The organism is Paenibacillus sp. LRG-1, assembly GCF_057220305.1.
The window spans coordinates 1,829,828-1,854,467 of record NZ_CM170126.1 but is presented as its reverse complement, the minus strand read 5'-3'; the positions used below and the strand labels follow the sequence as shown (position 1 = coordinate 1,854,467).

The 24,640-nt window shown below is 42.1% G+C and carries 22 protein-coding genes and 3 pseudogenes; 4 read left to right on the top strand and 21 right to left on the bottom strand.

The genetic code is table 11. The features are described from left to right. Positions 1-56: 56 nt before the first annotated feature. The 3 genes from yfkAB to ACUUJN_RS08250 form a co-directional block, all read right to left on the bottom strand. A complete protein-coding gene (yfkAB, locus tag ACUUJN_RS08260; RefSeq protein WP_023987890.1) occupies positions 57-1,187 on the bottom strand; it encodes a radical SAM/CxCxxxxC motif protein YfkAB in 1,131 nt (376 codons plus the stop codon). Positions 1,188-1,284: 97 nt separating this feature from the next. Next, complete coding sequence (locus tag ACUUJN_RS08255) at positions 1,285-2,445, bottom strand: HD-GYP domain-containing protein (RefSeq protein ID WP_025722542.1); 1,161 nt, start codon at positions 2,443-2,445, stop codon at positions 1,285-1,287. Further along, positions 2,399-3,853 carry a bifunctional metallophosphatase/5'-nucleotidase gene (locus ACUUJN_RS08250; RefSeq protein ID WP_484669497.1) on the bottom strand — a complete coding sequence of 485 codons (1,455 nt, stop codon included), beginning with the start codon at positions 3,851-3,853 and terminating at the stop codon, positions 2,399-2,401. The genes ACUUJN_RS08255 and ACUUJN_RS08250 overlap by 47 nt, the downstream gene beginning before the upstream one ends. Positions 3,854-4,172: 319 nt before the next feature. Between ACUUJN_RS08250 and ACUUJN_RS08245 the strand changes: the two genes are divergently transcribed. Beyond that, positions 4,173-5,237, top strand: coding sequence for an HD-GYP domain-containing protein (locus tag ACUUJN_RS08245; protein WP_025722544.1), 1,065 nt, complete (start codon positions 4,173-4,175; stop codon positions 5,235-5,237). Positions 5,238-5,450: 213 nt separating this feature from the next. On the opposite strand, the gene ACUUJN_RS08240 is transcribed toward ACUUJN_RS08245, so the two are convergent. From ACUUJN_RS08240 to ACUUJN_RS08210, 7 genes are all read right to left on the bottom strand, one after another. Next, positions 5,451-5,813, bottom strand: coding sequence for a YmaF family protein (locus ACUUJN_RS08240; RefSeq protein WP_023987886.1), 363 nt, complete (start codon positions 5,811-5,813; stop codon positions 5,451-5,453). 303 nt (positions 5,814-6,116) lie between these two features. Next, on the bottom strand, positions 6,117-7,514 hold the full coding sequence (gene sufB, locus ACUUJN_RS08235; protein ID WP_013309556.1) for a Fe-S cluster assembly protein SufB: 1,398 nt from the start codon (positions 7,512-7,514) through the stop codon (positions 6,117-6,119). Positions 7,515-7,544: 30 nt separating this feature from the next. Then, complete coding sequence (gene sufU / locus ACUUJN_RS08230; RefSeq protein ID WP_013309555.1) at positions 7,545-7,967, bottom strand: Fe-S cluster assembly sulfur transfer protein SufU; 423 nt, start codon at positions 7,965-7,967, stop codon at positions 7,545-7,547. Further along, entirely contained in the window at positions 7,957-9,180 is a 1,224-nt protein-coding gene (locus ACUUJN_RS08225) for a cysteine desulfurase (RefSeq protein ID WP_484669496.1), read from the bottom strand. The genes sufU and ACUUJN_RS08225 overlap by 11 nt, the downstream gene beginning before the upstream one ends. After that, positions 9,177-10,481: a Fe-S cluster assembly protein SufD gene (gene sufD, locus ACUUJN_RS08220; protein ID WP_023987884.1), complete on the bottom strand. Its 1,305-nt coding sequence runs from the start codon at positions 10,479-10,481 to the stop codon at positions 9,177-9,179. The genes ACUUJN_RS08225 and sufD overlap by 4 nt, the downstream gene beginning before the upstream one ends. 23 nt (positions 10,482-10,504) lie before the next feature. After that, positions 10,505-11,287 carry a Fe-S cluster assembly ATPase SufC gene (sufC, locus tag ACUUJN_RS08215; RefSeq protein ID WP_013309552.1) on the bottom strand — a complete coding sequence of 261 codons (783 nt, stop codon included), beginning with the start codon at positions 11,285-11,287 and terminating at the stop codon, positions 10,505-10,507. A 445-nt stretch (positions 11,288-11,732) separates the two neighbouring features. After that, positions 11,733-12,203, bottom strand: coding sequence for a Dps family protein (locus tag ACUUJN_RS08210; protein WP_484669495.1), 471 nt, complete (start codon positions 12,201-12,203; stop codon positions 11,733-11,735). Between the two features lie 313 nt (positions 12,204-12,516). On the opposite strand from ACUUJN_RS08210, the gene mtnK reads away from it, so the two are divergent. Both mtnK and mtnA read left to right on the top strand, forming a co-directional pair. Then, a complete protein-coding gene (mtnK, locus tag ACUUJN_RS08205) occupies positions 12,517-13,740 on the top strand; it encodes an S-methyl-5-thioribose kinase (protein ID WP_069081111.1) in 1,224 nt (407 codons plus the stop codon). A gap of 5 nt (positions 13,741-13,745) precedes the next feature. Then, positions 13,746-14,855, top strand: a complete 1,110-nt coding sequence (gene mtnA, locus ACUUJN_RS08200; RefSeq protein WP_160788877.1) for an S-methyl-5-thioribose-1-phosphate isomerase — start codon at positions 13,746-13,748, stop codon at positions 14,853-14,855. A 151-nt stretch (positions 14,856-15,006) separates the two neighbouring features. Here mtnA and ACUUJN_RS08195 read toward each other — a convergent pair whose 3' ends face one another. The 3 genes and pseudogenes from ACUUJN_RS08195 to ACUUJN_RS08185 form a co-directional block, all read right to left on the bottom strand. Continuing rightward, a complete protein-coding gene (locus ACUUJN_RS08195) occupies positions 15,007-15,309 on the bottom strand; it encodes a YunC family protein (RefSeq protein ID WP_023987881.1) in 303 nt (100 codons plus the stop codon). 315 nt (positions 15,310-15,624) lie between these two features. After that, positions 15,625-15,915, bottom strand: coding sequence for a hypothetical protein (locus ACUUJN_RS08190; protein ID WP_071558963.1), 291 nt, complete (start codon positions 15,913-15,915; stop codon positions 15,625-15,627). Beyond that, a pseudogene (locus ACUUJN_RS08185) lies at positions 15,899-16,420 on the bottom strand (WXG100 family type VII secretion target); the annotation flags it as partial. The gene ACUUJN_RS08190 and the pseudogene ACUUJN_RS08185, both read right to left, overlap by 17 nt. 1,404 nt (positions 16,421-17,824) lie before the next feature. On the opposite strand from ACUUJN_RS08185, the gene ACUUJN_RS08180 reads away from it, so the two are divergent. Next, the gene (locus tag ACUUJN_RS08180; RefSeq protein WP_279831432.1) at positions 17,825-18,517 is read left to right on the top strand and encodes a hypothetical protein; all 693 of its coding nucleotides are present in this window, start codon (positions 17,825-17,827) and stop codon (positions 18,515-18,517) included. 550 nt (positions 18,518-19,067) lie between these two features. Here ACUUJN_RS08180 and ACUUJN_RS08175 read toward each other — a convergent pair. The 8 genes and pseudogenes from ACUUJN_RS08175 to ACUUJN_RS08140 all read right to left on the bottom strand — a co-directional run bounded on the left by ACUUJN_RS08175 (position 19,068) and on the right by ACUUJN_RS08140 (position 24,639). Beyond that, the gene (locus ACUUJN_RS08175) at positions 19,068-19,319 is read right to left on the bottom strand and encodes a hypothetical protein (protein ID WP_023987879.1); all 252 of its coding nucleotides are present in this window, start codon (positions 19,317-19,319) and stop codon (positions 19,068-19,070) included. Positions 19,320-19,332: 13 nt separating this feature from the next. Beyond that, entirely contained in the window at positions 19,333-20,496 is a 1,164-nt protein-coding gene (locus ACUUJN_RS08170) for a WXG100 family type VII secretion target (RefSeq protein WP_076294942.1), read from the bottom strand. Between the two features lie 460 nt (positions 20,497-20,956). Beyond that, entirely contained in the window at positions 20,957-21,178 is a 222-nt protein-coding gene (locus ACUUJN_RS08165; protein WP_104495212.1) for a hypothetical protein, read from the bottom strand. Between the two features lie 301 nt (positions 21,179-21,479). Then, positions 21,480-21,809: a hypothetical protein gene (locus tag ACUUJN_RS08160; RefSeq protein WP_013309519.1), complete on the bottom strand. Its 330-nt coding sequence runs from the start codon at positions 21,807-21,809 to the stop codon at positions 21,480-21,482. Between the two features lie 15 nt (positions 21,810-21,824). Next, positions 21,825-22,952, bottom strand: a pseudogene (locus ACUUJN_RS08155) (polymorphic toxin type 50 domain-containing protein). A 182-nt stretch (positions 22,953-23,134) separates the two neighbouring features. Beyond that, positions 23,135-23,680, bottom strand: a pseudogene (locus ACUUJN_RS08150) (RNA 2'-phosphotransferase). A 33-nt stretch (positions 23,681-23,713) separates the two neighbouring features. Further along, the gene (locus ACUUJN_RS08145) at positions 23,714-23,914 is read right to left on the bottom strand and encodes a hypothetical protein (RefSeq protein WP_023987867.1); all 201 of its coding nucleotides are present in this window, start codon (positions 23,912-23,914) and stop codon (positions 23,714-23,716) included. A 179-nt stretch (positions 23,915-24,093) separates the two neighbouring features. Continuing rightward, the gene (locus tag ACUUJN_RS08140) at positions 24,094-24,639 is read right to left on the bottom strand and encodes a hypothetical protein (protein WP_484669494.1); all 546 of its coding nucleotides are present in this window, start codon (positions 24,637-24,639) and stop codon (positions 24,094-24,096) included. Position 24,640: the final 1 nt, after the last annotated feature.

The following is a 24,640-nucleotide window of genomic DNA, read 5'->3' as shown; positions in this document are numbered from 1 at the left end:
AATTCAATCCAAATTTTATTGATTGGAAGCTGCTAATTAAAATCATGCAAAAATACTCATAATTGTAATGCTTTTCTTGATTTAAAGTCTATTCCTTTGTAGTACATATCCGCCACGAGCAGGTTCGGTCCACAACAGGCAGCGGCATCACAATGACAGTTCACAGTCTGATTCAGCGGATGCTCATTCAGCCATTCACCAAAAATATCGTCCAGACTGTCTTCCTGAATGTTTCCGAAAGCCGGAATGTCTGCAAAATCCGTCACATACACGCTACCCGTGAACATATTCACATTCACACGGTTTCTTCCGTCTGGATCATTACGCACCGTAATATTCGGTTCCTGACGCAAGCGGCGAAGCAGTTTACGGTCTTCTTCCCGATCCGAACAAGCAAAGAACGGTAATGTCCCAAACAACATCCACATGTCCTGATTACGTACATCCAGCAGCTTATGGATAGAGTTTCGCATATCGTCGAGTGAAAGCACAGGCAAAGCAGAGGCAAAATTCGACGCATACATTGGATGAACTTCATGCCGTCGGCATCCCATTTCGTTGATTAACTGATGAATGCCCTCCAGCTTCGTGTGTGTCCGATAATTAATCATGGATTCAGCTGAAATGAACATTCCCATTTCACTCAATCTGCGGGCATTTTCCATCATTTTTTCATACAGGCGAACAGCGCCCGCACGTGGAGTCGGCCGGCCGGTATTTGCAAAACCCACTTCATAAAAATCGTCCGCATTCAAATAGTTAAACGAAATATGCATCACATCCAGATAAGGAAGCATCTTCTCATATCTGCGAATATCTAACGTCAGATTGGAGTTGATTTGCGAGCGAATACCGCGCTCCTTGGCATATTTCAGCAGTGGAACGATCACTTCATCCACTGTTTTATCGAGTAAAGCAGGTTCCCCGCCTGTAATACTGATGGTCTCCAGATGCTCGACTTCATCCAGACGCTTCAGCATTAGGTCTAACGGTAGGAAAGGGGCCTCCTTCATAACTAACATGTCGCCAACAGCGCAATGCTCACAGCGCATATTACATAGATGCGTTACGGTCATTTCCACACTCGTTAGCAAATGACGACCATGTGTACGCAGTGAGACAATCGGGTCCCACGGATCATAGGTTGGCGATATTTGGGGTAGCGTGTTATTTTGTAGAACTGTCATTATGTTTTCACCTTATTTCTGTTATTAACCTCAAAAGACGTATAATTATCATATCATGATGTGTAAAGTGTCTGCATGCTTTCTTCCACATCATCTGCTAATCTACGTGTACTCCTCCGAAAGGGGCGGCAGTAGCGCCCAATGTGTTTGTAATCATAACCGAGAGGGATACGGACAAATCGACATCATAAGGTGCCTTCACTTCTTGCCCATCCCGGTCCCTTACGATGCGAATGACGGGTCTTTGCGGGATTTTGGGATGTATACGCACCACGACCCCCTCTTCCCCCGTGTTGAGCACCACAGAGAGTCCCAGGGGGTAAATAGCTACACAGTCACGAAAGGCTTCCAGCATTCGCTGCTCATATAACGTTCCTGCCCCGGCGTACAGCACTTCCATCGCTTCATAAGGCAACAAAGCCTGTTTATATATCCGACTTGCTGTCATTGCGTCGTACGAGTCCGCCAGACCGATCCATTTCGCATATTCGTGGATCTGGTCCTTTTTCCAACCATGTGGGTATCCACTGCCGTCGATACGCTCATGATGCTGTAATGCACAATGAGCCGACAACAAGGGAATTCCAGGCTCGTCTTTGAGCAGCTTGTAGCCGATCACCGTGTGTGTTTTCATATGCTCATATTCCTCATCCGTCAATTTACCCGGCTTATAGAGTACTTGAGGTGAAATTTTCATTTTACCGATATCGTGCAGTAGTGAACCTATCCCCAGCTCCATGAGCTGGTTATTATCGTAGCCATTGGATATTCCAAGTACTAGTGAATATAAACATACGTTCAAAGAATGATGATACAAATCCTGATCCGCGGCCCCGATATCCATCAACATAATGATGGTGTCCTGACGGCCTCCAATATCGTCCAGAATGGATTCCATCACCTTATAAAATGACTTGCCAAAATATTTGTGCTTATGATCTACGGAGTAGGATGACAACCCTTGAAACTGCTTTTTGATTTCCTGTAGCGCCGCGGCCCTTGTCTGTTCATGGATCATCTCAGGAATGACGATATCTTCTGTCACAGCATCCTCAATGTATACATATCCAATACCGACTTGGCCTAGACGTTCAATCAATCGCGAAGTAAGCTCAACACCTTCCGAGAGCAGCACCATTCCGTTTTCATTGTATATTTTTTTGCCCAGCTTCATGCCGGCTCTCAATAATGTAACAGGTACCAGTCGCAGCTTAATCCTCTCCCGATTGTTTTGATACCTGAAGCCACCTAGCTGCAAAACATTCTTCCATCGCGCCCGGACGCTTCAACTCCATTTCAATCAAATCCCGTAAAAATTCTGGAAGCATAAATCGGAGATCTGTTCCGTTCGCAAGCACTTCATAACCTGCTTTGAAAGTGAACATATCCAACGTGCCCACTGTGTATTCCTCATGCTCTTCCAAAGGTTGACCCGCTACACGAATGTCCGTCACTTTTTCATAAGGAGCACGGCCCGAGTCATACTGAATGGCCAAGCCTTCCACACACATCGTGCCAAGCACTTTGCCTCTGAAGCCAAAGCCCGTCATGGGCTTGTCTGTAAATTCAGGCAGCAAGGACTGCTCCAGCGCCAACCGAATATCTCTTCCCCGCAACTTCATAACACAGGCATTAATCGGCGAAGGGCATAAGGAATGTAGTATTCCTTTGCTGATATCCCCTTGAGGTAATGGGCCGAGCAGTTGTCCCGCATTGACGAGGGCAATTTCTGTTCCTGTAAAATGGGACACCGCTTGTGCCAGCATATTCCCAAAAGGGGATTCCTGATCATATGCAATCTCCAGTTTCCGATCCGTCACCGCAATGGTGCTCTCCATGGCGCGCTCTGCTTGTCTGCGATGCACCACAATGGCCGATGCCACTTTTTCGTCCAGTAGTGTCTGATCTACAGGAACTACGCCGCCTGACGTGACTCGAAACGGTTCGAGGCTATTGTTACGACTTAGTGTCACTTCACCCAGTAGCGTTCCGAACTTACCCGCCCCACATAAAGCTGTTTTTCCGATCCAAAGCGGTTCTTCCAGCACATGATGGGTGTGACCTCCAAGGATAACGTCAATTTCAGGAAACTGCGACGCTAATTTTTGATCGGAAGGTAGACCCAGGTGCGACATCACAACCAAAACATCAACCTGCTTTCTCAGTGCCGCGATCTGCTTACCCAGCACCTCAAACGGATTGAGCACATCCCAGCCCAGCAATTGATAAAACTCTACAAAAGGAGCCGTCACACCGAGTAAACCGACCTTGATTCCTGCTTTGTCTACGATAAGGGATTCCTTCATCCACGAAGGGTTCATCCCCGTAGCACGCTCTGTCATATTGCCACATACGACCGGACAATGAATCCCTGCATATGCCTGTTCAATCATATCCGGGGTAAAAGTCAGTCCCTCATTGTTACCGATCGTAATTGCATCGTATCCTGTTAGATTAATCACATCCACATTTGCCCCACCGAGCGTTCCTTCCGTTTCGGGGGCCATCCGGTCCATGTGGTCTCCTATGTCGAGCACAAGCAGCGCATCCCGTGATGCGGCTCTTCGTTCATCGATCATCGCGGCTATCGAAGGCATACTGCCAAAATGACTATGGATATCATTGGTATGCAAAATGGTCAACGTTTGCCGAGTCGTCATCTCCATAACCGCCCTCCTCTATACTTTATATATATCGACTTTGGAGCTTCTAATGTTTAAGCATACCATGTTATTTAGCAATATGGTACATATGAGTGGACATAGTCCTTAAGCTTCGCTGTACTCTCTGAACAATCTCACATCATAAACATAGTGAAAAGCATTGACGTTATCTACTGTAGGTATCTGATAGGAAACGGGTTCCTGGGACCTATTTTACAGCTTGGAATAATAGTAATTTAGTCGTTGTCATCCCATATAATTCTTGATATATTAGGGTTGTTTCATATTTTCGACAAATTTACGACAATAAGGAGGTTAGCACATGAGAGTTCACGTTACCGATGCCAAGCCGGGAGATCGCCTCAAATCCGATACATACAATGGGCACGGTGTACCTGTCATGATTCAGGGCACCGAGCTTCAGCATGACGACATTTCCAAACTCATTATGCATGGTGTCGATTATATCGACATTGATGCCGGTTCTGCGAGCATTCCGGTTGACTTTGCCCCCGATGTTCCAGCTTCCCCTGAATCCCTCAAACGCGCCGTTCCCCTCATGGAGCAGACGATCAGTGGCTTTGAAAGCATGTTTCTCGAAGCTTCCTCAACTGGAAAATTTGATGAATATCGAGTTGATGAACTGTTCGGCCCTCTCGTTTCAGAGCTGGCTCGTCAAAAAGATGTCGTATCTCTGCTGTTAATTATGGAGCGGGGAGATCACTATACCTATAATCATTCTCTCCAAGTAGGTGTACTGTCATATTACATTGCCACATGGCTTGGATATACAGAAGAAGAAGCTTATGCCGCTGGTAAAGCCGGATATTTACACGATATAGGCAAATCCATGATACCGAATGAAATTTTGAACAAACCGGATAAACTGACACCTGAAGAATTTCATGAAATGAAGAAACATTCTCTCTATGGCTATGATATTATTCGCAATTCAACCAGCGATGAGATTTCTGCAATTGTCGCCTTGCAGCATCACGAGCGTGAAGATGGAAGTGGATATCCCCATGGACTGTTCAAGGAAGAAATTCATCCTTTTGCCAGCATAACAGCTATTGCAGACGTGTATAGCGCGATGATTTCCAATCGTGTGTACCAGACGAAGCAGGAGCTACTCGCCGTATTACGCGAGCTGCACAGCATGAGTTTTGGACATCTAAACCCAGAAGCTACCCAAGTGTTCATCAGACATATGCTTCCTAATTTCATTAATAAGCAGGTTCTGCTGACTACAGGGCAGACAGGAACGATTATTCTGAACAATCCTGCTGATTACTTCAGACCCTTAGTGAGAATTAACGATGATGAATATGTAGATTTGTCTAGGGAACGCCATGTATCCATTGATGAAATTTATTTGGAATCCTGATCCGCTACTGCCTCCCGGCGTTACTTCGGTGGAACGAAATGTCTTGCCGAAGCCCAGGCTACGCGAATAAAAAGAGACTGTCCTTGATTCGTAGGTTCTTCTACGAAGGACAGCCTCTTTTTATGTTAGGGACATTAACCTAGTCACAATTTACAACGATCAAACACAATAAAAACGCGTTTCTACTACTATATTATTTGCTACATTTGTTTATTAAATAAGAGGTGCCTGAATCAATGTTGCGAAATTGAACTGGTGTACATGACCATCATTTAATGTGGTTTGGCCCGTAACAAAATGTACGTGCTTGCCATTTCCGACTGGAATAGCGGGTCCTGTTCTAATCCTTCTCAGATTATGAAAATGGTTCACGAAATCAGTTTTTGAAAGATCAATTTCATGGACATGACTTCTTCCAACTCGAATCGCTTGCCCAGTAACACCTGCAAAGCGGTGGTTATGTCGGTCTGCGCCTTCTTCAGCCAGTTTGGTACTACCTTCAAATTCATGTACATGCCTCTGTGTCTGTTTAGAAGAGAGGGTTTTCTTCTTCACTCCAGCTTTATTCTTCTGCATCCGTTGCCTGCCTCCTTATGTTTTGTGGCTTTACAATATCCTATTAAGCAAACATAGTTAAGTGCTAGGCAATTATCCGCAGTCCTAACAATAATTTTTTTAATTCTATCTCCCCTTATAAAAGCGGTTTCAGAAAACTGCCGACATCTTTTTAGACATTACGGAAAAAATAGAAGAAGGCGAACTTAAAAAGTTCGCCTTCTGTACTAGCAGGAAATCCGAGTCGGCACAAAATCGACACGACTCCAATTTAACAGCTTTAGAATACCTCAAAAACCTTGTCACACCAAGGGTTACTGCGTTTTAACCAATACTACCTTCCATTTCGAACTTGATCAAACGGTTCATTTCTACCGCATATTCCATCGGCAGCTCTTTGGTGAACGGCTCAATAAAGCCCATAACGATCATTTGCGTTGCCTCTGCTTCAGTCAAACCACGGCTCATCAGATAGAACAGCTGATCTTCCGATACCTTGGAAACCGTTGCTTCGTGCTCAAGCGTGATGTCGTCATTCATGATTTCATTATAAGGAATAGTATCTGAAGTTGATTGATTATCCAAAATCAGCGTATCACACTTGATATTCGATTTTGCACCTTGAGCCTGACGACCGAATGAAGCTAATCCGCGATACGTTACTTTACCGCCGTGCTTACTGATCGACTTGGATACAATTGTGGAGGTGGTGTCTGGTGCCAAGTGGATCATTTTCGCACCTGCATCCTGATGCTGGCCTTTGCCTGCAACAGCGATGGACAGGACCATCCCTTTCGCTCCACGGCCTTTCAATACAACGGCTGGATACTTCATCGTCAACTTGGAACCGATGTTACCATCGACCCATTCCATCGTTGCGTTTTCTTCTGCAACCGCACGTTTGGTTACCAGGTTATAGATGTTTGGTGCCCAGTTCTGGATCGTTGTATAACGAACGCGTGCGTTCTTCTTACAAATAATTTCGACCACAGCACTATGCAGCGAGTTCGTGCTGTAAATTGGAGCCGTGCAACCTTCTACATAATGCACAAAGCTGTCTTCGTCCGCAATAATAAGCGTACGCTCAAATTGACCCATGTTTTCCGAGTTGATACGGAAGTAAGCCTGCAATGGAACTTCACATTTCACGCCTTTTGGTACATAGATGAAGCTACCACCTGACCATACCGCACTGTTCAGTGCAGCAAACTTATTGTCCGCAGGAGGTACAACTGTTGCAAAATACTCTTTCAGAATCTCAGGATGCTCACGCAACGCCGTATCGGTATCCATGAAAATAACGCCCTGATCTTCCAGTTCCTTTTGCATACTGTGGTAGACAACCTCGGATTCATACTGTGCGGATACACCAGCCAAAAACTTTTGCTCCGCCTCAGGAATACCCAGTTTATCAAAGGTTTCTTTAATTTCCGTCGGAACTTCTTCCCATGTCTTCCCTTGTTTTTCGGAAGGTCTTACATAGTACTGGATATCGTTGAAATCCAGTTCATCCATATCTCCGCCCCAGTTTGGCATTGGCATTTTTTCAAACTGTTTCAGTGCTTTCAGACGGAACTCCAGCATCCATTCTGGCTCATCCTTAATTTTGGAGATTTCCTTTACAATTTCCGGAGTGAGACCCTTACCTGTTTGGAAAATGGACTTGTGCTCGTCACGAAAGCCATATTTATACTCTTCCATTTCCGGTGCTTTCTTGGCCATGTTTCTCAAACCTCCTCTGTTCTATTTAAATTATTTATCTTCATCAATCCCTTTGCGCAGCGCGTTCCAAGCCAGTGTCGCACATTTGATGCGGGCCGGGAACTTATTCACGCCTGACAAAGCTTCCAATTCTTCATAATCATCGAATTCAACGGCTTCTCCCTTCATTAAAGAAGAGAAGCGGCTTGCCATATCCAGTGCCTGATCAATCGTTTTTCCTTTGACCGCTTCTGTCATCATCGAAGCTGAGGACATACTAATCGAGCAGCCTTCGCCAGTAAAACGGGCATCTTCGACCACGCCGTCTTTCGTTTTGAGTTGAAGAGAAATCCGGTCACCACACGTAGGATTATTCAAATCCACCGTAACGGCATCGTCCTCAAAACGTCCGCGATTGCGCGGATTTTTATAATGATCCATAATCACGCGTCGGTACAAGTCATCAAGTTGCATCGCCAAAATACTCCTTTGTTTGGATTAAGGCGCTGACCAAAGCGTCGACTTCCTCTTCCGTGTTATAGAGGTAAAAGCTGGCACGTGCAGTCGCACTGGCTTTCAACCAGCGCATCAATGGCTGGCAGCAATGATGGCCTGCACGTACAGCCACCCCTTTGCTATCCAATACGGTAGCTACATCATGCGGATGCACATCATCCAAGTTGAATGTTACGAGCCCAACATGACGGTCTGCAGGTCCGTAAATCGTCAATCCCTCCACTTCACGGAGACGTTTGAGAGCATAGTCGACCAGACGGCTTTCATGCTGTGCAATGGCGTCCAGTCCGATGCTTTCCAGAAAATCAATGGCAGCTCCCAAACCAACGGCTCCGGCTATAATCGGGGTTCCACCTTCAAATTTCCAAGGCAGCTCCTTCCATGTGGATTCGTACAATCCCACATCGTCGATCATTTCACCGCCGAACTCAATGGGCTCCATGTTTTCCAGCAGCGCCTTCTTGCCGTACAGTGCTCCGATCCCAGTAGGAGCACACATTTTGTGACCCGAAAAGGCATAAAAGTCAGCATCGATGTCTTGCACGTCTACTTTCATATGTGGTGTGCTTTGTGCACCGTCTATAACGATGACTGCGCCGTTGCGATGCGCAATAGCTGCAATCTCTTTGACAGGGTTCACAACACCCAGCACATTGGAGACATGCGCAATCGCTACAATTTTCGTGTTTTCTGTAATGGTATTCTCAACATCAGCAAGATCAACGCTACCATCCTCTTGAAGTGGAATATATTTCAAAGTCGCGCCTGTGGCTTTGGCTACCTGTTGCCACGGAATCAGATTACTGTGATGCTCCATTTGGGTGATGACAATTTCATCACCTGCCTGGCAATTAGCCCTGCCATAGGAAGAAGCGACCAGATTCAACGCCGTTGTTGTTCCTCTTGTAAAAATAATTTCCTGACTGCGCTTTGCATTCAGAAAGCGGGCTACCTTATCCCGCGCACCTTCATAAGCATCCGTTGCGCGACTACCCAAGGTATGCACACCACGGTGAACATTTGAATTATCATATTCGTAGTAGTGCTTGATCGCCTCGATGACCGCCAGCGGTTTTTGCGAAGTGGCCGCATTATCCAAATAAACCAGCGGATGACCGTTAATCTCCTGATGTAAAATCGGGAACTGTTCACGGATCAATGCAGTATTCATTGGCCTAACTTCCTTTCAACAAGGCTTTGCAGCTGATGTTGAAGTCCTTCGAGCGGAATTTCAGATACGACAGGTGCCAAGAAGCCATAAATAATCAGACGTTCAGCTTCTGCACGGCTAATCCCGCGGGACATCAAGTAATACACTTGTTCACGGTTTACCTGACCAACCGATGCTGCGTGACCTGCCGTTACATCATCTTCATCAATCAGCAGGATCGGGTTAGCGTCACCACGCGCTTTCGGGCTGAGCATCAGAACACGTTCTGTTTGCTGACCGTCTGCTTTGGTAGCACCTTTTTCAATTTTTGTAATTCCGTTAATGATGGAAGACGCTTCTTCACGCATTACTGCGCGCGTAATCATCTGACTGGCGGAATTTTTACCAAAATGCTGTGCTTGTGTCGTATAGTTCAGCTTTTGTGAGCCAGAACCAACAGCAATGATCTTAGCATCCGAATTGGAGCCATTGCCTTTGAGCACGGACATGGTATTGCTTGCTGTATTACCGTTGTTCATTTCGCCCACAATCCATTCGATAGCTGCGTCATTTCCCAACGTAGCACGACGAATCGAAATATCCGTTACTTGCTCTCCAAACTGATGGACTGTCGCATAACGTACTTTAGCTCCTGCATTTGCAACAACTTCTACCGCACCGTTATGAAGAACAGGTGCCGCCAAATCCGCAGATACATAGTTGTCTACGTACGTCACGGAACTGTGGCTTTCGACAATGAGCAGCACATGCGGCGCAAACGTTGCAGTCGCATCGTCCGTCAGGAATACAGCTTGAAGCGGAACGTTCAGTTCTACATTTTTAGGCACATAAGCAAATACTCCACCGTTCCAGAGTGCTGCGTGCAATGCAGATAATGAATTTTCTTCAGCCTTAATAACTGTGTTCAGATGAGCTTTAACCAAATCAGCATGCTCTTTAACCGCTGTTTGTAAATCCGTGAAAATGACGCCTTGCGCCGCCAATTCCTCGCTCAGCTTCACATATACCGCGCCGGAGTTGCGCTGAATAATCAGACCACCCTCCTGTTGCTCTTTGACCAGATCAGCAATGGCTGCCGGGACCTGCCCTACCGATGCAATGACCTCGTTCTGTTTATGTTGACCGTAATCGTTTAATTTCCATCGTTCGATTTTTGTTTTTTCAAATACCGGAAGCTCCAGTTTGCCTGCAAGCTCAAGTGCTTTTTGTCTGTCTTCGGCCAACCAAGATGGTTCGCCGTTACGTTCGGACAGAACACGCAGTTGCTCGGAATCTACCGGAAGGATTGTTTGTGTAGTCATTAGTTTTCCTCCTCGCTTCCGGCTTACGCCTCTTGTCCTACAGTTTCATCAACGATACCCAGCTCTTCCTTGATCCAGTCGTAACCGTCCGCTTCCAGACGCTCAGCAAGCTCAGGACCACCGGATTTAACGATACGTCCTTGCATCATTACATGTACATAATCTGGTTTAACGTAGTTTAACAGACGTTGATAGTGAGTAATGATAAGGAAACCACGCTCTTCGGAACGCATAGCGTTGACACCGCTAGCCACGATTCTCAAAGCATCGATATCCAGACCGGAGTCGATTTCATCAAGAATGACAATTTTCGGATCAATCATCATCATTTGCAAAATTTCATTCCGTTTTTTCTCACCACCTGAGAAGCCTTCGTTCAGGTAACGGTGAGCAAACTCAGGATTCATTTCGAGCTCTTTCATTTTGCTTTCCATTTGACGGATAAACTTAATCAGGGAGATTTCTTGTCCTTCTTCACGGCGTGCGTTGATCGCACTACGCAAAAAGTCGGAGTTCGTTACCCCTGCAATTTCACTCGGATACTGCATCGCCAAGAACAATCCTGCACGTGCACGCTCATCCACTTCCATATCCAGCACGTCTTCTCCATCCAAAGTTACTTTGCCATCTGTGACTTCATATTTAGGATGACCCATCAAAGCAGACGCGAGTGTACTTTTACCCGTACCGTTAGGACCCATGATGGCATGGATTTCTCCGCCCTTCATTTCGAGGTTAATACCTTTCAAAATTTCCTTGCCTTCAATGGTCGCCTTGAGACCTTCAATCTTAAAGTTTGTAGCCATATTCGCAATACCCTCCAAAAAATGTAGTGTGGTGTCGAAATCAGAAAGTATATTTAAACAGGGGAGCCCCCTGATTTCAAGTAATATTTAAAAATTTATTTATAATCATTCTAAACTGATTCTCAATGATTCTCAAGTTATTTTATAATAAATATCTTTAAGGGTGCAACCAACAGACACACGTTATCCAACTTTCTTCATAAAATGTTCACCCCACCAGGCACACAAATAGCAAAATTCATCCTGTGGTTGTTCATATAATTATAAATTTGTACAAAAAACATGGGATGCATGATCTTTTTCCAGCCATAAAAACGCTACTGACAGCATGACGTCAGTAGCGTTTTACATGTAGAGAGTTTATTTCAGAGCGTAACCCCATCACTATGGAGTGGAATTAATTTCACCGAACTAAGCATTGGGTAATGGAGCGAAATTCGGCCAATTAGCCCAAATAAGAGCGAAGCATCCACATATGTTTCTCCAGATCCGCTTTATAACCAATCAGCAAATCTGCAGTTGGCTGGTCGGAATTGCTTTCCGCCAGTTCGATACCTTCCTGAAACTCCTCGCATACAGTTGCAAAATCCTCGATCAAGGTTTGTACCATCTTAGGAGCATCTTCGTTGCCGGTTGCTTCCTGAATCGACGACAGCTTCAGGTATTCCTTCAACGTTGCGGAAGGAGAACCTTTCAACGCGAGCAAACGCTCGGCGATCTCATCCATTTTCAATGTCACTTCATTGTATAACTCTTCAAATTTAACATGGAGTGTGTAGAAACTAGAGCCTTTCACATACCAGTGATAGTTATGAATTTTTACATATAACACATTGAGGTTAGCGACTTGACGGTTTAAAAGTTCCTCCACCGATTTGGTTTGCGTATTTTTCGAGTTACTTGTTGTTTTAGCCATCATAAATCCCTTCCTTTTTCATCAAATTGACTTTCAGGAACGTTTACATATCCATCACCGTCATTACTGACGGTAAGACGCCAGCGGGCATCCTAATATCACCTGCCGGACGTCTGTCTCATATTTACCCTCTCTATACGGAGACGAAACAAAAAAAGAGTTCTCCTTTCTTCCTCTTTCAATCCCCATAAAAAAAATGTACAAAACTTCAATGATTTTCGTTATACTTTCTCTATCCTATCAAAATACTTGGTTTAATATTGTGATATTTTTTGAACTATTTACATGCGCACATTTTATGGAGGTGACTTCGTTGTCCCAATATCATCCTTTAACCACTGAAGAAGCAATCGAATTCGTGAAGAACATCCCCGGATTTTTTAGTCAGGAAGCCCGTCTGGAATGCCGAGAAATCGGTGATGGTAACTTAAATCTGGTTTTTCATATTACGGATTCTGAATCTAACAAGAGTATCATTGCCAAGCAGGCACTTCCCTATGTAAAAATTGTGGGTGAATCCTGGCCGCTTTCACTGGATCGTGCCCGTATTGAACGTGAGGCACTTCAGCAGGAACACCACATTTGCCCCGAATTAGTTCCTGCGGTACTGGCGTATGACGATGAGCTTGCGTTGACCGTGATGGAGGATCTTAGCTCACACACCATCATGCGCAAGGGACTAATAGAAGGAAACACCTATCCATATTTCGCTAATCATATTGGGGAGTTTCTGGCACGCACGCTCTTCTTCACCTCAGATTTGGGCATGAATCAGCAGGATAAAAAAGACCTGGTTAAACGCTTTATCAACCCGGATCTCTGCAAAATAACTGAGGATCTGATTCTGGATGAACCGTATCGGTTCTCAGATAATAACAACTATGGTGCGTACATCGAAGACGAAGCAGAGGCACTACGTACAGATCAAGTGCTTCACCTGGAAGTGGCTTTGCTGCGAGAAAAGTTTTTGACACGAACCGAAGCGCTGCTGCACGGTGACCTTCATACTGGTAGCATTTTCGTAACGACCGAATCGACTAAAGTCATTGATCCTGAATTTGCCTACTACGGACCCATGGGCTTTGATATCGGAGCAGTGATCGCCAATCTGCTGTTGAACTACGCAGCACAACCCGGATGGACCTCTGGCGAGAAGGCTCTAAAGGAAAGGCGTGACTGGGTTCTGGAGACCGCCATTCAGGTATGGGAGCAGTTTGAGCGTAGGTTCCGCAAACTGTGGGATGAGCATGTCACCGATCATATGGCACGTACAGCGGGATATCAGGACTTGTATCTCCAGAAAGTACTGCAAGATACGATTGGTTTTGCAGGGTGCAAAGTGATTCGCCGTATCATCAGCCTGTCGCATGTGGCAGATATCGACACCATTGCCGATCCTGCTATCAAGGAAGCTGCGGAACGTCTGGCGTTATCTATCGGTAAATCCTTGGTTCTTCGCAATCGCGAGCTTCATTCGATTCGGGAACTGGGAGACATTGTTCGGACAGCAACAGCTGCCCAAACTAAAGGAGCTTAATGAATATGAGTGAAAAGAAAGAATCGTCGCCCGTAACCTCTGGGAAAGCTACAGTGCCCAGTCAGGCTCTATCTTCGCTGGTGTGGAAAGGCAACCGCTTGTCTATGTTGGATCAGCGTCTACTGCCCGAAACGATTGTCATGCTGGATTTATTCACGGCCGAGGAAGTATGGGATGGCATACATGCCATGAAGGTACGTGGTGCGCCCGCTATCGGGATGGCTGCGGCCTACGGCGTTGTGCTAGGAGCTACCGCCTACGACGGCACCGACGCTGCTGGGTGGCTGCAGCATGTACACGCCGTGTGCGGACATTTGGCTACTTCACGCCCGACGGCAGTGAACCTGTTCTGGGCCTTGGACCGCATGAAGAAGCGGGCTGGGGAACTCATCATTGAAGCTAGCGGAGGTCAGGTCAAAGACTGGAATGCCGGGCTGGAGCGTGAAGCCACAGCCATTCAGGCAGAGGATGAGGAAGTATGTCGCCAAATCGGCATCCATGCTTTACCTCTGTTCGAGGACGGGATGGGCGTACTTACTCACTGCAATGCAGGCGGATTGGCGACAGCGAAATACGGAACAGCGCTCGCGCCGATGTACCTTGCGCAGGAGAACGGCATTCACCTCAAAGTATTTGCCGACGAAACCCGCCCCGTGCTGCAGGGGGCGCGCCTGACCGCTTTCGAGCTTCAGCAGGCAGGCATTGATGTCACCCTGCTCTGTGACAATATGGCGGGCATGGTGATGTCCAAAGGATGGGTACAGGCCGTTATTGTCGGCACAGATAGAGTCGCTGCTAATGGAGATGTGGCCAACAAAATCGGCACCTATAGCCTAGCTGTGCTAGCGAAGGCGCATGGCATTCCTTTTTATGTCGCTTCGCCACTATCTACCATTGATTTGCAGACCGCAACAGGCGCAGATATTCCGATTGAAGAGCGTTCTGCGGAGGAAGTTACCGAAAGCTTTGGTAAAAGGACCGCCCCGCAGGGCATCAAAGTCTACAACCCAGCATTCGACGTTACACCTCATGAGTACATTACCGCCATCATTACCGAAAAAGGGATTGTACAAGCACCCTTTAGCGAGAACCTGACCCATTTGTTTGCCGAATAATTGTTCTTGCAGGTCATATCGTTCGTATATAATTCATATGATTCAACTCGATAGAATAAAACTTTTCATAGAAAAAAACCGGAGCCAAAAAGTCCGGTTTTTTTCTCTTCTTGTTCCTCTACTTTTATGCAACATATGCACATAGGCTTCATTACACCAGTTTCAAAAGTGCTTCGTATCCTGGCATACCTGGCTTAATCCCTAGTTGCTCCGCTTCAGTCGTCACCGATTCCATCGGCGCTTCCAACAATTCCTTCAGCGTTTTTACCCCCACAGCTCGTGCGGCAAGAATTTTCCGATCCGCCAGCCGCTCATTGAGCAGCCCAACATCCAGTGCACCACACATGATGTAACCACGGGAGTTAGAGATCGTCAACAGCGTTGTTTTAGGCAGTTTGACCTCAACTCCGATAAATGTATGCTCACCCACTTGCACGGATTCCATGTGTATCATGGTTATTACATGCACCTCCTCTTTGTTCACCCGGGATATTTTATGCAGCATTTCCGGGTAAGTGTGGACGCCCGTGGATACATTCAAAATATTAGGAGGCTTATGGGTCTAGACTAGAAAGTGGACACATTTACTTTATCTGTGTTCACAATATTATTCCTTCAGTATCTCTGGTCCAACATCCTTACTTGCTCAGATGTGGCTGTTCCTTGCTGCTATTGCAGCATACCATTTATAGTCTTCAACCCATTCATCTTCTCCAATTGAATCGGGGATATCTTTTATATGGACATTTTGTCCATCTGCTTGATTACCTTATCCATCCAACAATTGCACTACTTGTGTTCCCTTTTTTATATCTTTAATATTTTCTGAATCCTTTACACTAATACCAATGAGTGGAAGGTTAGCAATGGAAAAAGAAAGGCTAATATCCAATACGTCCAGTTCACATTTTGTCCCATCTACCTTATCTACTTGTATTTTTGAACCTATCAAACTTTTCAGATTCGTATGATCCTGCTTATCTAATCCAATATTTGTTCCAATTAAAATGATTCCTTTATTGGGTGTTTTAATAATATCGTCTAACTTCATAATCTCCAAAAGAACATCTCCATGAATCGTTTTGTTTAGCTCCCCGTTCCATGTACCCATGATACATTCCTTTTGGAATACCAAAAGACATATATCTAAGAAGCTTCACACTGAATCGAATTTCTTCTCATAGCATTTTGAATTAGCGGCTACAAAATCCTGACCTAGTTCAGTTAAGCTATCTGCCGATTTTCGAAATGCGTTTCATGTATCTGCAGTAGGAACATCACAAGAATTAGGTGGGGGTGGTAAACAACTTGCGTCAATGTTACCTGCTTCCATCAGATCTGCTAATCTGAATTTATCTGCATGGTGACGTACTCCCTAGCACTAGAATTCGTCAGGGTAAGTCATTCATATTCTTCTGAGATGTATGGGGTTAATTGTAAAATTTCTCCTTAGTCAGCCCTTCCCACAATTGCCCCATAGATGAAATTTGTTGTACTAAATTGCTATTCATTTGAGCTACTAATTGTTGTGCCTGTTCTAATTTCTTGGAGACAGTCGTAAGCTGCTAAAGGCCTTATAGGATGTAACAACAACCATATCCTGCAACTCAGGAATAAGCATTAGCAATATCCCATGAGTTTTGCCATCATCGAGTTCTTTTAATCTTTTTTGAGTTCTTCTAATTCCTTATGCACTTTCTCAACTACGGCATTAACAATCTTATGAATTTGGTACTGGGTTAGATCTTTATCAGTCTGCATTCTAATTCAAAATTTAATGCTACAGCCATAAAATCTTTTTACCATTGCCATACTGTTATGTTTTATCTTTTCAATGTTATACTGTTATGTTTTATTCTATATATTTGAGCAACTTTCCATCTGGGATAAAATCGCACTTGGCGTAAAAAGTGTATACTTCTTCATAGGTCATATTTTCATTGGGACGAATCCATCCAGTAATTTTTGATATTCTCATTGATGGCCATTTGGCAGTCTTATTGTGGTAATCAATTTTAATACTGAATTATCTCCAAAAGGCTCTCCAGCATCATTTTTCCCTAACCAACTAGTTTTTCGTGCGTTTGCAACTCTTCAATCATTAATTCATCGAAATATGTAAAGTATCAGCATGAAAGGTTCCAAAGTTAATTGTATTTAAGATAAATCGATACAAAAATGATTCTTTGCCATTGAGAATTGTGATTTTACTATTCAACAACTTGCCTTCCTATATTTATTCCATATACATTTCTTAAAAGTGACAGTAAAATCCTGCTTTTATGGTGTTACTCCATCGATGCAACAACTGTCTCATTTCTTCCATTTTACATTCAGGAACAATTTCAAAGTAGATGTCAAATCAATTGGTTTTTCACCATGCTTCTCGCAACTAGCTACATACCAGTTATTATAAACATATTTGTATTTTGAGTAGTGCTTCATACGTAATTTTCTCCCTTCAAAAGATTATCAAATACTGTTTTTATGTTCCTCAAGTAAGTAGTAAGTGCTTCACTAACTTCTTGAAGTAGTACTTATTATTCGGTTTTCTCAAGAACTGATTAATTGTTATAGTAACAGCAACTTTTCTCCAATTCATAAGCATTGCTAGACTATTTACATCCTTAATCAGTGTAACCCATCCAACTTCCTTATCATCATTAGTTAAGATATGTACATCGCCTCATTACTTCCCCTAAAGGGATCTCGCAACCAGAGATAATAAAAGATGCCGTTTGACAATTCATATATGTTATAGTCTCCATCCTTAGCTGAACTTTAGTTACATACTTTTATTAAATTATCAACTTTCATTATATTTATTTGTTTGATTTCAATTAGATTTATTACTAGTCTACAATTTGATAATTTATTTTATATATGGTAGTATATTCCTTGTAAATCAAATCCATTTAAAGGATGTTAATGGTTTTGTTTTACTAACATATCTAAGGAGTGATTATAAAGTGAAAAAATTATTAAGTTTGTTTGTTGTATTTGTATTATTTTTAAGTGTACTTCCTTACTCAGTTAACGCACAGGATTCTTTATCTATTAACACCCCTGAAGACTACATTAATTATCTAAAAGCCAATAATAAAGAACTCAACTCGCAGAACGATAATGACTCCTCTGTCATTCTAGAGCAGTTCACAAATCTCTCGCAAGAAGAACAACAAAAGTTTGTAAATTATATGAATGATCCTGAAGCGATAAAATCAATTTTTAATGTAATACAAAGCGGAAAAGATTCAGATTTATATAATGGAGATATAAAAGTGAGGGTAAACCAAAACAAACAAGCACACTCTACTACTCCTTTTGCGACTGAATATACACCTCATGCTGAAACAGTCGTTTCTACATTTGGTATCAATATTATTACAACACAAGTATATATACATTACAGAGTTAGTGCGGGGAAAGTGACTGAAATTCTAAATGGCGGTGGAGTTGTTACAAGAAAGTGGGTCCCTTTAGTGAATATCACCATAAAAGAAGAGAAACCACATATTAACTCTGACAAGCGCAGCGCCTACCAGACAGCATATTTCACTTGGAACTTTACTCATCCGTCTCTTGAAGAGGTAATCGGAACTGGTACACATACAATTTGGGGATATGCAGACGGTACTTGGGAATCACAATTTTTAAATTAATAACAAAGGACGCAATTAATATTATGAATAAGAACCAGTTACAATAATAGGGATAGCGCTAGGCATACTACTTATTCTATATCTATTAACCAGATTATTAATAAGAGAAGCGTTTGATATATTTACTCAGCGCTTCTCTTTTCGTGATAAAAGTAGCACTTTATTAATTCATAGCGCCTTGTGAAGTAAAGCACCAATCCCCCAATAAGGAAAAATGTAGCTCCAATTAAAAAAACTCTTATCAAAGCCATGATAAAAATCTCCGATTCATAAAACCCCTCCCCTCTAATAATCTCATTAGACTATTTTGTTCTTCCCATAATTTTGAGTATGTATCATACTTCATAACATTCACGTACCTTCCGTATACTTTAACCATATCACTAAGTAAGTAGCCTGATTGAAGACTCTCCTGTTTAAACCCACCTCTAAATTCTTAGTTGCATGCAAATTATCTTCTTTATCAGATAAATTACTATGAAAAATGAAAAAAGCTCACTCCTATTTTATTGTTAAAGGAGCAAGCTCGGTTCGTATTATTGAAGCTACTTTATGATTCAAATGTCAACTTTTCGGGAAATATACCACCTTCTTTAACGAAGCAACGTGCCATCCGCTGTGCAGCCCTATCAAAATAAAATTTATTTGAATGACTCGGATCTGGTAAAGGTTCAATTTCAGAGAATAGCTTAGTCTCTTTGTTCAATTGAATTTTCCCCATAATGTGTTCATTTGGGCCATATCTATAAATAACTACATTCTCATCCTCATGCTCTTTAAAAAGTAAAACAAATGCTCCCATTATAAAATCTCCTCTATTCTATTTCCCATGGACGACCCGACCTTACCGCAGCTTTATGAGCAGTCTCATAGTCTGTTTTAAATATACCCTCAAATCTGGATTCAAACAATTCATGATTAAGCAAATCCATATCTTTTTCTGTTTGTAATCCTTTTTGTAATCTATCCCATGCTTGAGCTATTTCGTAATCAGAATGAAATCTGCCATAACCACTCGACTTTATATGTTCATTTATGAAAACGTGTTCTTTGATTCTTTGAACTCTACTTTCCTTCATTCCAGAATTTTCAGCTATTGCTCTTACATCACTATCAGACGCTCTGATTTGATCATACATCTCATCTGCTTCAGCTTCTCTACGAAAATATTCATCAATTGAAAGATCGTTTCTTCCACCTGTTTGTACTTCTGTTTTAGGTTCAGATTCTATTGAATTACGCAATTTCGAATTCGCATTATTCTTCGGAATCTCATACTTAATAGATGATTTCAAACCAATTTTAGGCTTGATTACTGAACTAACTCCTCCAATTAATCCAGCTGTACCGATCATATTAGCCCAGTGTTCCTTTGACCAGGCATTGTTTGGATTAAATGCCCCTTGAATCATACCTGTTACTCCAAATGTACCGAAATTGAGCATGTCATTCCATGAATCGTTTTGTTTAGCTGCCCGTTCCATGTACCCTTGGTACATTCCTTTTGGAATACCATATGACATATAATCTAGAAAGCTCCAGACTGAATTAAACTTTTTCTCATAGCGTACTGAGTTAGCGTCTACAAAATCCTGACCTAGTTCAGTTAAGCTATCTACTGATTTTTGGAACGCATTCCGTGTATCTGGAGCAGGAACAGCACATGAATTCGGTGGAGGTGGTAAACAACTTGCGTCAATGTTACCTGCTTCCATCAGATCTGCTAATCTGAATTTATCTGCATGGTGACGTAATTCCCTAGCAATAGAATCCGTCAAGGTAACAAAGTCATTCATATTCTTCTGAGAGGTTTGGAAGGAATAGTAAAAGTGCTCTTTAGTCAGTCCTTCCCACAATTGCCCCATAGATGAAATTTGTTGTACTAAATTACTATTCATTTGAGTTGCCGTTTGCTGTGCTAACTCAAACTGCTTGGAGGCAGTCATAAGCTGCTCAGGTGTCACTTTAATTGTTGTCATAATATACCTCTGTTTGAGTTCGTTATGACATAGTAACATTATTCCGATTTATGGAAAACGAACTTAATTCCTAATTGTTATGTGAAATAAGATAACTTTATACCTATGACCAAAAGCTTATAGTCATCGCTTTCAACTCCTGATCTTCAAACATACCCTGTAACTCAGGAATCAACTTTAGGAGTTTTTTATAGTTATGTAGCTGTTGTTTCGTGATACCGAGTTCCTTAACAATATCGGTAATATCTTTTAGATGGGCATTTTGTTCATCTGCTTGATTCCCTTATCCTAGCTCAACAACTTGTAATGTTGATATTGGAGCATGGTAATTTGAATTTGACGCACCTTCGTTTGAAGCAAGGTGTTTGTAAATGTCATCCTCCTTTATTCAGATTGACTAACTATGTAAAAGGCCCACTCCCGTTTTTATTATTAAGGAGTAGGCTCAAATAGTACTTTTTCAAATGTCTATGTTATCCCACAACTCTAAAATAGTCTTATCATCAATCTTCCCAAGAATAAACAACTCTCTTGCTGATTCAAACGACTGCGAAAAACTGTCTCTTTCACGAGTAAGAAAGTACCCTTCTTCATTCTGGCTAATCCAATAGCTATCATTTTTATAGGAGAACTGAAACTCTTCCCCCATTTCAAAACGTTCCACCAATTCATTGTATTCCAAAAAAGTCCCTCCTACTTCTTGTTAACTCTTTTAAATGCCCCATCTTCTTTCCATTCAAAAACATGTTCATGAGGCCACTCTGGATGCTGCTTTGAATTTCCATGATTCGTGTAGTCTATTGTTTTAATTTTCTTAGGTGTAATGGCATCCTACTACTTTATAACGAATGTTAGACCATAGGGGACTATATGCTCTGTCGTGCTTACAATTTATGTGGTACCCATACAAACCAAAAAGGCTAGATGGATAATCCCATCTAGCCTCGATTGAGTGAAAAATACACAATTGAGGATTTCCAGAGTTATTCATATTTCCAAATAATAGATCCATCAGTAGATGTTATCATGCTGGGAGGATCGTTATGGAGAGAAATTTCAATAAAGGGGCTCTTTCCTTTTTGTAACCAATTATATATACTTCCTTCGTCGTTAATCGGCTTAGATACTATCTTTTTAACTTCAATAACCGCAGCATCATATTCAATGAATTCATTATCATCTTCATCTAAACCATTGTTTGTTTCATAAATGGTGTCCCTAGTACCAATAATCTTTAATCCACTTCCCCACTGAATAGTTAATTCTTCTTTCGGTACTGAAAGAATGGCTTTAATCAAAGAATCATATCCCATATATTCCTCCTTGGTTTAAGGCGCTGCTGGTACAATATGTGCGCCATCTTTACTGTAATGAATAATTCCTTTTGTTGTTTCTTCGAACATACCAGTATCTCTATTATAATATTTCCCGATAGGTTTTCCGAAATCAATCCTTTCTCGCCCTGCTTTAAACATAGCACCTTTTCCAGAATAACTATCAAGTAATTCTTGTGCGGTTTTGTTATCACCATAGAAAATACTCTTGTTCTTACCATTGGCTAAGTCTTGTTTGTAGTTGGGCGTCCCAACAATATGCTTCTCCTGATCTCCGTGTTTTACTTTTACAGGGTAACTGTCAACTTCACGATAAGGACCTGCTGGAACAGATTTTTTCCCATAAGAAGGTACACCTTCTCCCTTCATCATCTGCCACAATTCCGCTGAGCTCTTCCCTATTCCGCTTGCGCCTTTAACTGCGGTTGTACCTCCATGTGCCGCTAAAGCTGCTGAGCCAATCAATCCAGGTATTCCGATAATACTACCAACTCCTGTGGATGAAACAGCAACTGATAATCCTTATCCACCTGTTCCAACGATTACCTCACCAGCTCCCTGCAATGTCGTAGCTACGTGACCGAGAGTTTCACCTACTTTAGCAGCCATAGGATGATCATAGTCACGGTCTTTGTCAGGAAGCATCCCCAAGGTTAAATCTTCCTGAATAGCACCTTTCGCTCCCTGAGCAGTATCCCACAAAATTTCCCCTTGAAGCTTACTAGCTTCCATCTGAGCTTCAGCCTTGGTGATCTCAGCTTTACCGATCTGTTCAAAGATTTTATGTAACCAACCTTCACCGCTTGATGCCGTTTTAACAGGCACACCATTCCCTGGCACATCCAGTACGACTTTTTCTCCATCTACCTGTGTGAAGTTTTTTGAAATAAAAATGAGTTCTTGTGCAACCGTAGAAAGTCGTTCAAGCGTCACGCCCATGGATTGTCTAGAGACCTGAAAATCTTGGAAAAACCTCTCTCGGGTAGCACCAGACCAACCTTGTTGGACAAAATCAATTCTTCCATTCAGTAAATTCAACATACGTTCCATTTCGTGTTTACCATGCAAGAACTGGTCAGCCACTTCCATTAGCTTGTCAGGTGGAACCAATATTCTCCCCAATTGATCACGTCCATTTTAATTTAGATGGAAATAATCTTATCAGAAGGAGATGTTTAGGGATATCCACCTGTTATCCTGAAATTTCCTTTTATATTATGTGACAAATGGACTGATATAAACGGATTTACTATGTCAAAAGTATTGTATAAACCCTCTTTTTAATATAAACGAAAATATCAGTGTTAAATTTTTTTAAAATATTGTGGGGGCACAAAATCCGCAAGCCAAACACCATTGTTAGCGATATAGAACTTCACATTGTTAGCCATTGATTTTACTGTATCGATTTCAAGAATGACTAATTCACCACGTCTCTTACCTGCCAATGTTGCAAATTCAAGTGTCTCAGATAGATGAACATACTTTCTCCCCATGGGTTTAATTCCCTCGGTAATAATTTTATCAACTACTTTGCTATTTGTTCCGTGATAAAGAGAAGTTGGTGGAGTGAATTCTTTGTAATCTAATCTTCCTGTACTATGCCCGTAGTTAGCTCATATGTATCCATTTACCATGTGGTATCGCTTCTTTGGACAATTAGTTACGACTTGATCAATTCCTGCTTCTCCTATATCCGACCATCTATTCTCTGACTTAATTGCTGAAATTAAGTCATGCACGTGACAATAACCTTCATGATCCAACTTAATTCCAAACTGTTCTGGTGTATGCCTAAGAATTTTACTCATAAATTTACTAAGGCTCTCTTCTTGTTTTGGTGATAACATCATATACTCCTTGTAATGAAATATTTGTTTTATCTATAGTAACCAATCTGATGATTCATAGCTTCTTGTGAAATAAAGCACCAATCCCCCGATAAGGAAAAATGTAGCTCCAATTAAAAAACCTCTTAGACTATATCTGCTATAAGCCTCCAATAATACTGCAACTCCCAGCCCACAAGGGAAATACCCGAAAATACCCCTTATCAAAGCCATGATAAAAAACTTACGATTCATAAATTTTTCTCCTCGCTAATCGTACTTCATTATATAAAAACGAACAAATTTATTTCATCCATATCCATATATCCTCTTTGTCCCCATTTCACAGCAATCCAAAGTCGACCAACAATACCTTTCCATTCTAAGCCTAAATTAAAAAGACAACAGGTGATACCTGCTGCCTTTACTCACCATTATTCAGCTTCCGTCAACATTTTTAAAATGCCAGTAAATGAGCCGTCAATCGACATAATATCTCCATTAACTTGTTTGCTAAATTGAGACTCCGTAAGTTTATCTTTTCCTGCTGTGTGATTCTTAATGAATTTTATAAGCTCTGCTTTCTGCTTTGCAATATCCTTTAATGCTTGTTCGCTTTCTTTTTTGTAATTTTTAACTGTTTTATTTAGTTCCACCTTAGCCACGCCGAGCTGCTTCTTTAATTTATTACAATCAGCCTTGGCTTGAGCTATTACCGCTTTACTTGATTTATTTTTCACTTCGTTTTTATAGCGCGCTGATGCTTGACTTAATCTCTGAGTTAGCTCACGAACTTCTGCCCCCAGAACAGCATTAAGTTTTTTTTGTGCAATTTTAATTTCCTTCACACGATCTTTGTAATTCTCAAAGTATATTTTTTCGATTTCACTTGTTGACATTGCTTTTGTAGATGTTGCTGCCAATACTTGTGATGGAATTAAGATAGCAAACATTAATAGTAGTAGAATAGCTTTCTTCATA

What these genes read in the sequence shown, in the direction of transcription:
- sufU (WP_013309555.1), bottom strand. Translation starts at nt 7,967, where the DNA reads ATGCAACTTGATGACTTGTACCGACGCGTGATTATGGATCATTATAAA.
- ACUUJN_RS08210 (WP_484669495.1), bottom strand. Translation starts at nt 12,203, where the DNA reads ATGGCTAAAACAACAAGTAACTCGAAAAATACGCAAACCAAATCGGTG.
- sufB (WP_013309556.1), bottom strand. Translation starts at nt 7,514, where the DNA reads ATGGCCAAGAAAGCACCGGAAATGGAAGAGTATAAATATGGCTTTCGT.
- ACUUJN_RS08140 (WP_484669494.1), bottom strand. Translation starts at nt 24,639, where the DNA reads ATGAAGAAAGCTATTCTACTACTATTAATGTTTGCTATCTTAATTCCA.
- ACUUJN_RS08250 (WP_484669497.1), bottom strand. Translation starts at nt 3,853, where the DNA reads ATGGAGATGACGACTCGGCAAACGTTGACCATTTTGCATACCAATGAT.
- yfkAB (WP_023987890.1), bottom strand. Translation starts at nt 1,187, where the DNA reads ATGACAGTTCTACAAAATAACACGCTACCCCAAATATCGCCAACCTAT.
- ACUUJN_RS08145 (WP_023987867.1), bottom strand. Translation starts at nt 23,914, where the DNA reads ATGAATCGTAAGTTTTTTATCATGGCTTTGATAAGGGGTATTTTCGGG.
- ACUUJN_RS08245 (WP_025722544.1), top strand. Translation starts at nt 4,173, where the DNA reads ATGAGAGTTCACGTTACCGATGCCAAGCCGGGAGATCGCCTCAAATCC.
- ACUUJN_RS08225 (WP_484669496.1), bottom strand. Translation starts at nt 9,180, where the DNA reads ATGAATACTGCATTGATCCGTGAACAGTTCCCGATTTTACATCAGGAG.
- ACUUJN_RS08160 (WP_013309519.1), bottom strand. Translation starts at nt 21,809, where the DNA reads ATGGGATATGATTCTTTGATTAAAGCCATTCTTTCAGTACCGAAAGAA.
- ACUUJN_RS08175 (WP_023987879.1), bottom strand. Translation starts at nt 19,319, where the DNA reads ATGGGAGCATTTGTTTTACTTTTTAAAGAGCATGAGGATGAGAATGTA.
- ACUUJN_RS08170 (WP_076294942.1), bottom strand. Translation starts at nt 20,496, where the DNA reads ATGACAACAATTAAAGTGACACCTGAGCAGCTTATGACTGCCTCCAAG.
- mtnA (WP_160788877.1), top strand. Translation starts at nt 13,746, where the DNA reads ATGAGTGAAAAGAAAGAATCGTCGCCCGTAACCTCTGGGAAAGCTACA.
- ACUUJN_RS08195 (WP_023987881.1), bottom strand. Translation starts at nt 15,309, where the DNA reads ATGATACACATGGAATCCGTGCAAGTGGGTGAGCATACATTTATCGGA.
- sufC (WP_013309552.1), bottom strand. Translation starts at nt 11,287, where the DNA reads ATGGCTACAAACTTTAAGATTGAAGGTCTCAAGGCGACCATTGAAGGC.
- ACUUJN_RS08240 (WP_023987886.1), bottom strand. Translation starts at nt 5,813, where the DNA reads ATGCAGAAGAATAAAGCTGGAGTGAAGAAGAAAACCCTCTCTTCTAAA.
- sufD (WP_023987884.1), bottom strand. Translation starts at nt 10,481, where the DNA reads ATGACTACACAAACAATCCTTCCGGTAGATTCCGAGCAACTGCGTGTT.